Origin of the sequence: Coprococcus sp. RTP21281st1_F1_RTP21281_210402, from assembly GCF_040915325.1 — a bacterium.
In the GTDB taxonomy this organism is placed as follows: Bacteria; Bacillota; Clostridia; order Lachnospirales; family Lachnospiraceae; genus Coprococcus; species Coprococcus aceti.
This window is the reverse complement of the sequence record NZ_JBCPDQ010000002.1, coordinates 169,661-183,648: the sequence shown is the minus strand read 5'-3', so window position 1 is coordinate 183,648 and position 13,988 is coordinate 169,661. Positions and strand designations below refer to the sequence as shown.

13 protein-coding genes are annotated in these 13,988 nt (G+C 44.8%); 11 read left to right on the top strand and 2 right to left on the bottom strand.

What is annotated here, in order from left to right; translation table 11 throughout:
* The first annotated feature begins 105 nt into the window (after positions 1-105).
* The 3 genes from AB5150_RS02820 to AB5150_RS02810 are packed head-to-tail and all read left to right on the top strand — an operon-like array spanning position 106 to position 3,973.
* Positions 106-867 carry an ABC transporter ATP-binding protein gene (locus AB5150_RS02820; RefSeq protein WP_015534679.1) on the top strand — a complete coding sequence of 254 codons (762 nt, stop codon included), beginning with the start codon at positions 106-108 and terminating at the stop codon, positions 865-867.
* An 11-nt stretch (positions 868-878) separates the two neighbouring features.
* Positions 879-3,335 carry an FtsX-like permease family protein gene (locus tag AB5150_RS02815; RefSeq protein ID WP_368291161.1) on the top strand — a complete coding sequence of 819 codons (2,457 nt, stop codon included), beginning with the start codon at positions 879-881 and terminating at the stop codon, positions 3,333-3,335.
* 59 nt (positions 3,336-3,394) lie between these two features.
* Positions 3,395-3,973 (top strand): DUF1294 domain-containing protein, encoded by a 579-nt coding sequence (locus tag AB5150_RS02810; RefSeq protein WP_368291160.1) that lies wholly within the window; start codon positions 3,395-3,397, stop codon positions 3,971-3,973.
* On the opposite strand, the gene AB5150_RS02805 is transcribed toward AB5150_RS02810, so the two are convergent.
* Positions 3,960-4,478, bottom strand: coding sequence for a DUF6512 family protein (locus AB5150_RS02805; RefSeq protein WP_368291159.1), 519 nt, complete (start codon positions 4,476-4,478; stop codon positions 3,960-3,962). The two genes, AB5150_RS02810 and AB5150_RS02805, sit on opposite strands and share 14 nt — an antisense overlap.
* A gap of 171 nt (positions 4,479-4,649) precedes the next feature.
* Here AB5150_RS02805 and AB5150_RS02800 point away from each other — a divergent pair, with 171 nt between their 5' ends.
* Both AB5150_RS02800 and AB5150_RS02795 read left to right on the top strand, forming a co-directional pair.
* Positions 4,650-5,822: an exonuclease SbcCD subunit D gene (locus AB5150_RS02800; RefSeq protein ID WP_368291158.1), complete on the top strand. Its 1,173-nt coding sequence runs from the start codon at positions 4,650-4,652 to the stop codon at positions 5,820-5,822.
* Positions 5,823-5,909: 87 nt separating this feature from the next.
* Positions 5,910-8,681, top strand: coding sequence for an AAA family ATPase (locus AB5150_RS02795; protein ID WP_368291157.1), 2,772 nt, complete (start codon positions 5,910-5,912; stop codon positions 8,679-8,681).
* Positions 8,682-8,686: 5 nt separating this feature from the next.
* Here the strand turns inward: AB5150_RS02795 and AB5150_RS02790 are convergent, their stop codons facing one another.
* Positions 8,687-9,232, bottom strand: a complete 546-nt coding sequence (locus AB5150_RS02790) for a type III toxin-antitoxin system ToxN/AbiQ family toxin (protein WP_368291156.1) — start codon at positions 9,230-9,232, stop codon at positions 8,687-8,689.
* A gap of 445 nt (positions 9,233-9,677) precedes the next feature.
* Between AB5150_RS02790 and AB5150_RS02785 the strand changes: the two genes are divergently transcribed.
* From AB5150_RS02785 to AB5150_RS02760, 6 genes are all read left to right on the top strand, one after another.
* A complete protein-coding gene (locus AB5150_RS02785; protein WP_368291155.1) occupies positions 9,678-10,235 on the top strand; it encodes an NUDIX domain-containing protein in 558 nt (185 codons plus the stop codon).
* 121 nt (positions 10,236-10,356) lie between these two features.
* Complete coding sequence (locus AB5150_RS02780) at positions 10,357-10,956, top strand: TetR family transcriptional regulator (protein WP_368291154.1); 600 nt, start codon at positions 10,357-10,359, stop codon at positions 10,954-10,956.
* A 117-nt stretch (positions 10,957-11,073) separates the two neighbouring features.
* Positions 11,074-11,895: a class I SAM-dependent methyltransferase gene (locus AB5150_RS02775; RefSeq protein ID WP_368291153.1), complete on the top strand. Its 822-nt coding sequence runs from the start codon at positions 11,074-11,076 to the stop codon at positions 11,893-11,895.
* Positions 11,896-11,979: 84 nt separating this feature from the next.
* A complete protein-coding gene (locus AB5150_RS02770) occupies positions 11,980-12,405 on the top strand; it encodes a Fur family transcriptional regulator (RefSeq protein WP_015534691.1) in 426 nt (141 codons plus the stop codon).
* A 95-nt stretch (positions 12,406-12,500) separates the two neighbouring features.
* Complete coding sequence (locus AB5150_RS02765; RefSeq protein WP_368291152.1) at positions 12,501-12,794, top strand: hypothetical protein; 294 nt, start codon at positions 12,501-12,503, stop codon at positions 12,792-12,794.
* 174 nt (positions 12,795-12,968) lie between these two features.
* Entirely contained in the window at positions 12,969-13,985 is a 1,017-nt protein-coding gene (locus AB5150_RS02760) for a metal ABC transporter substrate-binding protein (RefSeq protein ID WP_368291151.1), read from the top strand.
* The last annotated feature ends 3 nt before the right edge of the window (positions 13,986-13,988 follow it).

Sequence of the window (13,988 nt, the reverse complement as noted above, 5' to 3'; positions counted from 1 at the left end):
ACTTGTTAATAAATAGGGTGATATGGTTGTAGCACGGTGGCGAGGTGAAGATCTGTAGAGGATGTCTGAATGCCCCCGTGCTACAACTATAAAAAGGAGAGAAAAATGGCAGATATAATTCTTCAGGCAAGAGACCTTTGCAAAAGCTTTTCCAGTGAGGGCGTGCAGAATCATGTGCTCAACAACATGGATCTGGATATCTATAAGGGAGATTTTACAGTCATCATGGGAGCGTCAGGCTCGGGAAAATCCACACTGCTTTACAGTCTGTCCGGGATGGACAGACCGACTTCGGGAAAGGTCATATATGATGGCGAGGATATAACAGAATACAATGAGAAGCGCATGGCAGAACTCAGAGTGTATGAGTTTGGATTTGTGTTTCAGCAGATACATCTTGTTAGTAACCTCAGCATTAGAGAGAACATACTTGTGCCGGGTTATATGAATAAGGATACGAGAACAAAAGAGACTGAAAACAGGGCTGATGAACTCATAAAAAAGATGAATATAGAAAGTGCTGCTGACCGACTTCCTGCACAGGTGTCCGGCGGAGAGGCACAGAGGGGCGCTATTGCCAGAGCGGTCATCAACAGTCCGGGTATCCTTTTCGCGGATGAGCCGACAGGCGCATTAAACCGCAGAAATACCCAGGATGTGCTGGACCTTCTCACCGAGCTCAACGTGGAGGGACAGAGCATACTCATGGTTACCCACGATGTGAGGGCTGCTATCAGGGCGAACAGGATCATCTACATAGAGGATGGAAGGATCATAGGTGAGCTGAAGCTGTCACAATATATTGAAGAAGATCGCAAGAGCCGTGAGAGCCAGATAGATGCATGGCTTGGTTCCATGCAGTGGTAGGAGGTGCCGGGATGAGATATATCATGATGGTGCTTCGAGGAAATATGAGAAGAAACAAGGGCGTGCATATAAGTGTGTTCGTGCTTATGCTTATCATTTCTCTGGCATTCTGTTCAGTGCTTTCTTACTACACGAATTCCATAAGGCATGATTCGGAAGCTATGGAAGAGGTTGGTTATGGAGGTATGCTTGCCGCACTTTATGGGGAGAACAGGCTGGATGCCTATGGAACAAGTGCAGACAAGATAATAAAGAATATTGGCAAATGTGATGCGGTGCAGGAAGTGAAAGCAGCAGATGTTGTATATCTGCTGCTTAAGGACTGCAATGGAAAAGGCGGAAACAGCAGCTTCGTTTTGAATGATACAGACAGCGTGCTCACATATGATCAGTATGATGTGGATAACAAAATGACAGATCGCCGGCTTGAAAAAGGTGAGGTAAGTGTGCCGTTCAGTTTCATAGGTATGTATGACTGCAAGATTGGTGATACAGTCGAGCTGGGCAATGATAACGGTTCTTATACCTTCAAAGTTGCGTCATTTTTCGAGGATCCATATATGGGATCTTCGGTCATGGGAATAAAGACGATATTGATCTCAGATGAGGATTTTGCGGATCTCAAGGCAAAGGCTGCGGAAGATCATAGAAGCGGACTGGAAGATGACGAGAGATCCTTTGAATTGTCAAAGCTTATCATAATAGATAAAAAGCCGGGCCTGGACCTCACGGAGATGGAGTTTGAGAGAGAACTGAATAATGTGAGTGATTTCGCGTCATATTGCTGGATAACTTTATCAAAGGAGCAGGCGGGAAGTTACATGCTTCTTATGACAAAGGTATTCTCCGCGGTGCTGCTTATATTTGTTGTGCTGCTTCTGGTGGCGGCTATGATAGTTCTAGGACACAACATCGGCAGCAGCATAGAGATGGATTTTGTTAACATAGGAATACTCAAAGCGGTCGGAATGACAAATGCATCGGTGAAGCTGGCGTTGCTTGCCGGGTATATGTGCACTGTGGCGGCTGGACTGTTTGCTGGAATACCACTGGCCATTCCGATACTAAAAATTATAAATAGTGCCACAAGATCTTCTTCAGGACTTGAAGTTCCGTTTGATATTAATGTAGGACTTGTGCTGTGTGTCATATTGGCGATACTGCTTCTGGTAGCAGCATTTATCATGTTGAAGACAAGGAGAATATCCGAGGCCACACCTATAAAGGCGATAAGAGGTGGACGGGACAGTGTGCATTTCTCAAGCGTTCTGAAGCTTCCGGTCTCAGGCAAGAAACTTGGTGTGAGTCTTGCATACAGACAGTTTATATCTGAGAAGAAACAGTATGCCGCAGCCATCATAGTGACTGCTATACTTGCCATGTTCATGATACTTATGAACGATATGATGCGCTGGTTTAATTCACAGAATATGCTGGTGGATATGTTTTCAGTCACGAAGTATGACCTGACTGCTTCGTTTGTCGATGAGGATACGCAGAAGGATATAGAGAATGTTATATCAGAACACACAGCGTATAGAAAATATCAAATGTCCAGCGAGTACCTTCTGTTCGATGATGTGCAGATGTATTGTTATATAGTGGAGGACCCTGATATGATCAACACGATAAGAAAGGGAAGAACCTGCACATATGACAATGAAGTGCTGATAACCCAGTATGTGGCTGATGGATTTCACATGAACGTAGGTGACACAGTCACAGTCAAGCGCGGCGGCGTGGCAAGGAAGATGGTGATCTCCGGCATATACGATTCGGCAAATGATATGGGCAAGAACTTTGCAATTAGTAAGGCTGCATATAGTAAGTTTGCCAGCGAAGAGACCGTAAGTGAGTCTGGTGTCAGTGGAGCTGCCAAAAGCAGTTCAGATGAAGAGGAATGGAGCGGCAAAGGAATATGTTATGATCTTGACAATACTGATGAATGTGATGCGATAATCCAGGAGATAGATAAGAGATATGGCGATAATCAGGGCATCACGTATTCAATACATTCAGCAAAGGATGATTTTGAAGAAGTGGCGGGTACAGTCAACATTGCAATACAGGGACTCACATTGCTCACATATATGTTGGGGGCTGTATTCGTGATAGTCACGGTCATAATCGTGTGTGGCAAGGTTCTCATGCGTGAGCAGAAGGATATCGGAATATACAAGGCACTTGGATTTACGTCCTTCAGACTCAGATGCCAGCTTGCGGTCCGCTTTATCGTGACGGCAGTTGTGGGTTCGCTGCTTGGTATAGTTCTGGCACTTATCGTCAGCAAGCCATTCTTCAAGGCAGGATTTGAATCATTTGGAATATACAGTTTTAATTTAAGTACAAGCGTGATATCACTGGTTATACCATTGGTATTTATGAGCGTGTTATTCTCTGTGGTAGCATTTATCAGAGCGGGGAACATCAGAAAGGTTCAGCCGCAGGTGCTCATCGCAGATCAGTAGAAGTATATAGGAGAGTGGAACTATGTATACAATGTCAGTAGACAAGGTGGGTATATATAATGGATAAGTTGATCATATATCTGATATGTATAAATATACTAGGAGCTGTTCTTGATGGAGTGACGGCTGCGAGACGCAGGAGAACAAGCCATAAGGCACTCAGTGTTCTGCTGGGGGTCATAGCCATTGCCGGTGGTGCCCCTGGCATGATAATAGCATTTGCGTTGTGTGACAGGACTGCATCCAAGACGAATATGATGCTGAGAGTGTTCACAGTGTGCGTGTGTGTGATAGAACTTGCAGTGTTCATGACTTGGAAGCTCAGACCTGTGGGCAAATTGAACTTTGCATTCTGGGATGTGTTTGTGGAATACAGGTGGACGTTGTGGTTCGTTGCGGCAGTGAGTGTTGTAACATTTGTCATGTTCGGAATTGACAAATACAGAGCGGTCAAGGGAGGATACAGGATCCCCATAGCGGTCCTTCTCGGTATGGCATTTGCCGGGGGAAGTATTGGTGCTCTGCTTGGAATGGTGGTGTTCAGGCATAAGATAAGGAAGAATTATTTCTCGGTTGGAGTACCACTTATACTTGTAATGCAGGTGGTGCTTTTGATGTGTGTGGTTAATCTGCTGTAGGATCCGCAAATATCCCCAGTTCAGGCGGGTAGTTGGTAAATGCAAAGAATGCAACCGCGAGAATAGCCAGGATGGTCATGGCAACGTAGTCGTTTGTGCACATTTGCCTGGATTCTAATCTGTTTTCGGTGCGCAATGCATATACAACCCCGGCGAAATAAAGTGCGATATTCAGAAACTCATAATTCCTGCCCAGTACACCATTTAGAGTGTAGAAACAGACCACAATGAATGCCATACCTGACAGGATACCGACAGTCCTTGCTGGAAGATAATGTTCCGGCAGGGGCTTATCTTTTATATGCGCCCAGAGAAATTCGATTAGCGTAAGCAGGAGCATAGGGAAAAATATGAGTTTTAGATGCTCCCAAGTCGACTCGTTCACTGCCGAGAATAGTCCGACAGCGGGATTGTCATTTGACCACTCGTATGTGAAATGCAGCAGCACTCCGAGGATCGATATGAAGAAAAAACGAAAAAAATTGAGTTTGTTAGTAGTTGCCATAGAGCGTTCTCCGATGAAAACTAGTGCTATATTACATAGTATATGACGAATATGGTATTTCATGTAGCGGAGAAACCGAAATCACCGAAATTAAGATAAACATAATTGGGATATATTGTCGGTGATGTTATAATTATTTCAACGAATGTTTTGTTTAAAGGGGAAGTGTATATGCGTTTGATCCATTTATCTGATCTTCACATAGGAAAGCGTGTAAATGAATTTTCTATGTTGGAGGATCAGGAGTATATATTAAAAGAAATACTGGGCATCATCGATGATGAGCAGCCGGATGGAGTCATCATAGCCGGGGATGTATATGATAAGTCTGTGCCGAGCGAGGAGGCGGTGAAACTGCTGGACAGCTTCCTGACTTCGCTTGCAAAGAGAAAGCTGCAAGTATATATCATCAGCGGCAACCATGATTCGGCGGCCAAGCTGGCATTTGCATCAAGTCTGATTGATCTCAGTGGAATCCATATATCGCCGGTATATGATTCGGCACAGATAGCCATGATGGGAGATGGGCTGGTCAGACCATATAAGCTGGAGGATGGAAAAGGACAGATGGCGAACATATACATGCTGCCATTTGTGAAGCCGGCAATGGTCAGAGCGGTATTCCCTGATGAGGCGGATTATATAAAGGATTACACGGATGCCTGCCGTGTGGCGGTGGAGCACATGGATGTTGATGAGAAGGTTACAAATATCCTTGTGGCCCACCAGTTCGTGACCGGGGCTGTGCGCTCGGAGTCGGAGGAGAATGTGGGCGGTCTGGACAATGTGGATGTGTCGGTATTTGACTCATTTGACTATGTGGCGCTGGGGCATATACATGGACCGCAGAAGGTGGGCAGGGAGACTGTCAGATACTGTGGAACACCGCTTAAGTATTCTCTTTCGGAGGCTAACCACACCAAATCGGTGACAGTTGTTGACATCCCTGAGAACAAGAAAATAGAGATAAGGACTGTTCCGCTTGTTCCGATGCATGAGCTGCGCGAGGTAAAGGGAACATTTGACGAGCTGATGGACAGGCGAAACTATGAGGGGACGGCTGTGGATGATTATCTGTATGTGGTTCTCACGGACGAGGATGACGTGCCGGATGCTTTGGGAAAACTCAGAACGGTCTATCCAAATGTGATGAAGCTTGGATACGACAACACCAGAACCCGTGTGACACAGACGATAGACGATGGCGCTGTGCTTGAAGGGAAAAAGCCTATAGATCTGTTTGGAGAGTTGTATGAGAAGCAGAACAACAAGGAAATGAGCGATGAACAGAGGAGTTTTGTTCAGGATATTATAGACGTTATATGGAAGGAGGAGCGCTTATGAGCGAAGCGAATAACTCAAATGCGCTCCGACGACCTGCCCCGCTCGCGGAGGCGAGAGGGGCGATACATTGTGAAAGGAGGCCTGGTGATGAGACCCATAAATCTTACGATGTCGGCATTTGGACCATATGCGGGAGTCCAGATGCTTGACATGGCCCAGCTTGGGGCTGAGGGCTTGTATCTTGTGACTGGGGATACAGGTGCGGGAAAGACCACGATATTCGATGCCATCTGTTATGCGCTGTATGATGAGCCGAGCGGGGCGAGCCGTGATGCGAGGATGATGAGATCAACGTATGCCGATGTGGACACAGATACCTACGTTGAGCTGACATTTGATCATATGGGGAAGACTTACAGAGTTAAAAGAAATCCTTCCTATGAGAGACGTAAGAAAAAAGGTGAGGGAACTACCCTGCAGGATGCGGCTGCAGAATTGTATCTGCCGGATGACTCGGTCATTGCCAACAGAACGAAGGTAAATTCATATCTTCAGGAATTGTTGGGTGTGGACAGAGAGCAGTTTTCGCAGATATCTATGCTTGCCCAGGGTGAGTTCAAGGAACTGTTGGTGGCGGAGTCCGGGGACAGACAGAAGATATTCAGCAAGCTTTTTCACACATCAAGGTATTTTGTTCTGCAGAAACGTCTTCAGGATGAGACGAGAAAGCTTCAGAGTGAACGGGACGATATGAAGAAGAGTATAGAGCAGTATATATCCGGGATAGTCTTCGGAGAGGATGATCCTCTGGGGCTCAGTGTCCAGAAGGCAAAGGACGGCCAGATGCCAATTGATGAGGTGATCACACTCATCGGAAAGCTTATTGTAACGGAGAAGGCAAGAACGGATTCATATGAGAAGCAGATCAGTACACTTGAGACCCGGGTTGGGGAACTTGACACGCTGATAGGCAAGGCACAGCAGACAGAGAAAGCCAGAGTGCAGCTTGAAAAGGCACATTTGGAGCTTGCAAATGTACAGAATGACAGAATTGCTGCTGAGGCAGAGCTAAACAGGACAAAGGAAGCGTTCCCAGAGACAGAAGAGCTCCAAAGGCAGGCAGCAGTTATAAATAACGAGCTTCCAAACTATGAAAAACTGGACGAGAAGCGAAAAAATATTGCAGACGAGGAACAGCTCCTGCAAAGGCAAAATGAACAGGCAGAGAAGGGCAGAATGCTTGTGACAGACAAACAGAAGAGCATAGAAAAGCTGAGACTGGAACAGACACAGCTTGCGGATGCGGGGGAGAAAATAGTTGCAATCACGGCATCGAGGGAGAAGATGGCTGACGCTGTTGACTATCTGAATGGCATAAGCAGACTGCTCATGGAATACAGCAGAAGAAAGCAGGCGGTGGACAAAGCACAGAAGCAGTATCTGTTTGATAATGAGATGTATACCAGAAAGCAGGATATGTATGAGCATATGAGCACGCTCTACAGGAATGCCCAGGCGGGAATCCTTGCAAAGGATCTGAAGGAGGGACAGGCGTGCCCTGTGTGTGGTGCGACGGAGCACAAACTCCTTGCATCGCTGCCAAAGGAGGCTCCGACAGATGCGCAGTTAGAGGACGCGAAGAAGGATGCGGACAGAGCACGCGACAGGGCAAATGCTAGCGCTACGGATGCAAAGGTAAAGCTTGCCAGTGTCACTGAGATCAGAAACAGCATCATTGAGCAGGCCAGGAAGAAATTTGACACCCCGGAGGATATAGACGGTCTGCCGGAAAAGGTTGAGAAGAATATAGAATATTACGATGAGAAGATTGCCGATACTGACAGACAGATCGAGGCTGAACGCAAAAGGGTCAGCAGAAGGGATGAGATTGCTGCAAAACTTCCTCAGGAGGAAGAAGCATTTGCCGGGATGCAGGTGAAGCTGGCGGAGCTTGAGAGAAATATATCGGCGCTCACGGCAAAGGTTGTCTCAGACAGAGAACAGGCGACAGAACTGGCCGCGGGGCTCAGATTCAGAAATCGGAGTGAGGCGGAAACGAAGATGAATGAGATTCTTGGCAGAGCAAAGAAACTGCAGGATTCATTTGACGCCGCTGAGAAGAGATATAATGCTGTGATCCAGGATATTAAGACACTGGAGGGGCAGATAAAGGCTCTGACAGACACGCTGGAATCAGCAGAGAAGCTCGAACTTGCTAAGCTTGAGGAAGATAAAACCGCAGTGAGAGATGAGCTGGGAAGGATCAGACTTCTCATGCAGGATGGGAACAGCCGCATCCGTGCAAATGAAACGGCGATGGCGAATATCGGCAGAAAGTCCAATGAGCTTTTGGCAAAAGAAAAGGAATACGTCAGTGTGAAGTCGCTCTATGACACTGCCTCAGGGAATGTATCCGGCAAGAATAAGATAAACCTAGAGGCATACATACAGATGTCGTATTTTGACAGGATAATTCAGCGTGCAAATCTGAGATTCCTGAAGATGTCAGACGGTCAGTATGAACTGGGGCGTGTGACGGACAGCAGTGACAGGCGAAGCCAGATCGGCCTTGATCTCTGTGTTGTGGATCATTACAACGGCAGCAGACGAGACGTTAAGTCTCTTTCTGGGGGCGAGTCATTCATGGCATCACTCTCCCTTGCACTTGGACTCTCCGATGAGGTGCAGGCTTCGGCTGGCGGAATTCAGATAGATACGATGTTTGTGGATGAGGGCTTTGGCTCACTGGACACAGAAAAGACTCTGCCACAGGCATACAAAGCGTTGGTCAGCGTGACCGAGGGACGCAAGCTGGTGGGAATAATATCGCACGTGACTGAACTCAAGGAGAAGATTGACAAGCAGATCGTGGTGGAAAAGGACAGAACCGGCAGGGCGAAGGCCCGGCTGGTGGTGTAGGAATTTTAGTCATCCGAGTATTGGGCTAAAATGTGCTCAAGTTTATTAAAGTCTACACATCTTTTGGTAAGGTTACGATTTTTGTCGGAAAAATCAGTTATGAGAGAGTAGACTTTATTGGCTTTGTTGATTATAGTATCGGAATGATCCCGACACCAGGATAATTGTTTCTGAATAAGAATCTTTCGTTTTGTTTTATCTGGGGTATCGTGAGGGTTTAATTTCAGATTGACTTTAGATATAACTGAGTTGTTAACTGGAATCATATTGTTTAGATTGAGAATTCCTATGATTTTAGAAGAATACTCAGGATGCCTGCTGTTGTGGTCAAATATTTTGATGAAATCAATCTGGCTTTTCATATTTTCAAATTTCTTTTTTGGTGAGGTAAGGGGGATGCAATATTTCTGACCACCTATAAGAATGATTATTCCAAGAAATGGTCGATTCTCCTTACCTACCTGAGGGGAGACTGACATTACGTTGTCATCTGCACGAGACAGATTTCTTATGTATTTTAAATCAATATAGTAAAAATTTAGGATATCCATTATCGCCTTTCTGAGAATATAAAAGAGCTGTGCTAAAATGCACAGCTCTTAAAAACCTTTTTGCATGGTAGGGCTCCCATAAAATTGTTCCATTTTGTATGGTAGAACATCCATATTAAAATTGTTCATTTGTTTTATATGGTAGAACACCCATCTCTTAAAGTTCCCATTTCGCATGGTAAGGTTACCATAATCATATCATACAAGAATTCTAACATTCAATAATGTTAGTGTCAATTAGAGCTGACTTATTCAGTAACTTATTGTGGTCTGAGGATATCCTAAAAAGTGGTCAATATCAAGTGCAATTACTGATATTTTATAAAACGTTTATAAAAGTATACAAAGTGTAGAATAGTAGAAAAATGTTAGCTGTTTGCTTTACAAATCGGAGTTGATAAACAATAATGGTTCATGTATGAATGAATAAGGACGGTACACTATAATGGAACTTTTTGATATATGCGACGAACAGGGCAACCCTACCGGAGACACAGTGGAGAGGAGCGAGGCACATGCAAAAGGCATATGTCACAGGACTGCCCATATCTGGATAGCGAAGCAAGAGAATGGAAGGTATAAGGTCCTTCTGCAGAAGAGGTCGATGGATAAGGATTCTTTTCCCGGAAGGTATGACACTTCCTCTGCCGGACATATACAGGCGGGCGATGAACCGATGGAGTCGGCACTCAGGGAACTCGGAGAGGAGCTTGGCATCAAAGCTGAGGCCGCAGATCTTGATTTCGCGGGAACATTCAGGATCCGGTATGAGAAGGAATTTCATGGCAGAATGTTCAGGGACAACGAGGTGGCATTTGTGTTCGTGTATCAGAAACAGGTGGACATAGCAGATCTGACAATACAGAAGGAAGAGCTTGACGGTGTGTGCTGGTTTGATCTTGAGGACACTTATGAGGCATGTAAGAATCATGACCAGAAGTTCTGCGTGCCGATTGGAGGGCTTGAGACGGTAAGGAAATACCTGAACGAAAGAATACGTTAAAGTTACTGAAAGAATGTTGTGTGTAGTGGATAGTAGGAAAAATGCCAGGGCGTAAAGAAAAGCATTACATATAAAAAATAGGTTGCCAGACTAGTTAGTTTGTGCTAACATAACATATGTTATGGAAAACGACAAGCGCAGTGAAACGATAGAAAAACTGAAAAAAGCAGGTAAAGGGGAATTCCTTAAAAATGGCTACCAGAGGGCAAGTCTTAGAATGATATGCAAGAGTGCGGGAGTTACCACCGGAGCCTTCTACTTTTCATTTGAGAGTAAGGAGGCATTGTTCAAGGCGATACTTGAACCGCTTGTGAACCAATATGAAGCCATGCTTGGAGAACTTATGAAGGGGGAGATTGAGAACCCCGCCACGGGCGTAGATGCAGATAAGATCATGATGCAATTCCTTCTGGCACACAGGGAAGAGGTAATGATCATCATGTATGGCGCTGATGGCAGCTGCTATGAGAATTATCACCTAAAGGTTGAAGAGTTCATGAGACATTCATTTGCGGCATATTACAGGTCGCAGCTTGGATGCGAGCCGGATGAGACTTTGGTTCGCGTGCTGGCGAAGATGCGGCTTGAAGGGGCCATGGCGATACTGAACGAGGATGTAGATGTGGAGAAGAAAATGTATCTGACAGAAAAGATTGGCATTCATGCCACAGGCGGTACAGAAAAGTTGATAGAGAGTTTAAAGAAAGAGGTTCATCGATGATGAACCTCTTATTTTTATGAACATAACAAAACATGACAAATGTTATATTTTATGTAAACGCCGCGCGCAGCGCCTCTCATGCGTTTGCACAATTAAAAAGCAGGAGGAAATGAGAAAATGGTTAGCACACAGAACAGCACAGCAGACAGGTCAAAGGTGGACATAACCGGAGTTCCAGAGACGATGCTCCAGACACTCTATGCCAGGGCGAAAGAATCAAGAAAGCCGGATCATGCCATATATGACGGCAAGGCTATAGAGATAGTGGACAGTCTGGATTATGACTTTTCACTGGCGGACAAGGATCTGGCGATGGGAAGCGGAGTTATAGCGAGAACCATAGTGCTTGATAAGCTTGTATCAGAATTCCTGAAGAAGCACAAGGGTGCTGTGGTTGTGAATATCGCCTGTGGTCTTGACACCCGTTGCTATAGAAATGAGGGTAAATATAAAGGCTGGTACAACATTGATCTCCCGGAGACCATGACTGTAAGGGCAAAGTTCCTGCAGGAGGACGAACCGGTGTACCAGATAGCGGAATCCGCCATGGACGGCAAATGGGCTGACATGGTAGAGTATGCAGGTGAACCTGTGCTGGTCATCATAGAGGGGCTTACGATGTATCTCACAGAAGCTGATGTGAAGAAAATATTCGACATAATAGACAGGAAATTTACTCATGCTACGGTGTTCGTAGAGACTATGGCTCCGTTCATGGCAAAGCATATCAAGGAGAAATCCATCCATGGAAGCCATGCCAGGTTCTCCTGGGGCGTGTCAAATGGAAAGAAGCTGGCGGAGATCATACCGAAATACAGATATATAGAACAGCACAGTCTTGTAGAAGGAATGGCTGAGTTCATACCGGTATATAAAGTCATTGGCAAAATACCATTTGTCAGCAATATATCAAACAAGATAGTAGTGATGGAAAAGTGATGAAAAAGTGTTGACATAAAGTTAAAAGCCCTTTATGATACAGTAAAATGCAAATGACTTGCAAATTTAAAAAAGAGGAATATTATGGCGAGGGAGTATAAAACGAGAATAAGTCAGGCTATAGAGGCATTTGCTGCAGAGAGGCAGGACAGAGGGTTTTGCGCGGCTGATGTAAGTGTGTATTTGGATGAGAATGGCATAGATGCGAATACAACAACTGTATATCGCAACCTTGACCGCATGGTTACCCAGGACAAATTGATAAAGTATCAGAGTGCTGATGGTGGTTCAAGTATGTATAGAATGGAAAAGGCTGATCATAGTTGTCACGAACACCTTCATATGCAGTGTGTTAAGTGCGGAAGAGTCATACATATTGACCGCGATACCATGAATCACATAGCTAAAGGAGTTCAGGAGAGGTATGGATTTATGATCGACTGTGACAGATCGTCGATATGTGGTATTTGCAAAGATTGTCAGAGGCGTTGTGGAGTCGCTGTAGTCTAAACTAAACGTGATTGTTACAGATGGGATTGCATCGTTACGGTCACAACGAAAACTATATATCCCCAAATTCCTACAATGAAAAGGAGGTGTGCAGAATGAGTAAAAAGAGAATAATGTCATGGATTCTTATAGTGTTCTTTGTATCGGGAGTACTTTTCTCTTACGGCTATATTGCGCGCAATGTGGAGCATGACTGTACGGGGCAGGAATGTCCTATATGTATGCATTTGCAACAGGCTGCACAGTTCCTTTCAAATATAAAGACAATGTCAACTACGCCAGTGTTCCTGGCGTTCTTAAGTGTGTTCACACTTGGAGTTGTATTGGTGTATACCCACGAGTATTGTACCTATACGCTCGTTTCCCTGAAGGTGGAATTGCTGAATTGATTTAAAGTACGGATATTGACTGAGAATTGCGTCTGGAAATACATCTAAAGATAAGGGCGAATACTTATTATTGGTGTTTTTTGATCTAGAGGCAGTTTATTAAATTTACCCAATTATAGGCATCAAAATATGCCTGTCAATTTTATTAATCAATTCGGAGGTTTATTGATCATTATGAAAAATAGAATATTTGGCCTTGTTATGGCATCGGTACTTACTGTTTCAGCATTTTGTGGCTGCGGAGCATCAATGACGGCAGCAGATTCTGATCAGAAAGGGGGCAGTGTGCCTGAAAATACGGCAAATGCTGCGGCGTACAGCATTGTATGTACGACTTTTCCTCAGTATGACTGGATCCGCAATATTATAGGCGGTGATTCCGACAAGTTTCAGCTTACTATGCTGCTCGATCAGGGGATGGATCTTCACAGTTATCAGCCAACTGCAGAGGATATAGCAAAGATAGCTGACGCAGATATGTTTGTGTATGTTGGCGGTGAGTCTGATGGCTGGGTGGATAGTGCCCTGAAAGAAGCGACTAATAAGGATATGAAGGTTGTAAATATGCTTGACGCTTTGGGAACTGCAGTCAAAGAGGAAGAGGTAGTTCCAGGCATGCAGACAGAGGAAGAAGAGGGAGGAGAGGAAGGCCCGGAGTATGATGAACATGTATGGCTTTCACTCAAGAACGCAGTGGCGTTGACGAATGTGTTGGCGGATAATATCCAGGCGCTTGATCCAGATAATAAATCTGATTACATGGAGAATGCAGGCAAGTACGTTGATGAACTCAATGATCTTGATGGAAGGTACGAACTAACAGTTTCTAAGGGAAAACGTCAGGCAATTCTGTTTGGTGACAGATTCCCTTTCCGATATATGGCGGATGATTATGGCCTTACTTACTATGCTGCATTTGTGGGATGCAGTGCTGAGTCGGAGGCAAGTTTTGAGACAATAACATTTCTTGCGCAGAAGGTGGATGAGTTAAAGCTTCCGGTTATTCTGACGATAGAGGGTGCAGATCACAGTATAGCAGAGTCGATAAAGAAGACAACAGATTCGAAAAATCAGGAGATCCTGACGATGAATTCCATGCAGTCTGTGACTGCAAAGACTGTAGCTGATGGTGAGACGTATCTGAACGTGATGGAAGATAACTTGAACGTACTTTCTCAGGCATTGAATTAATTG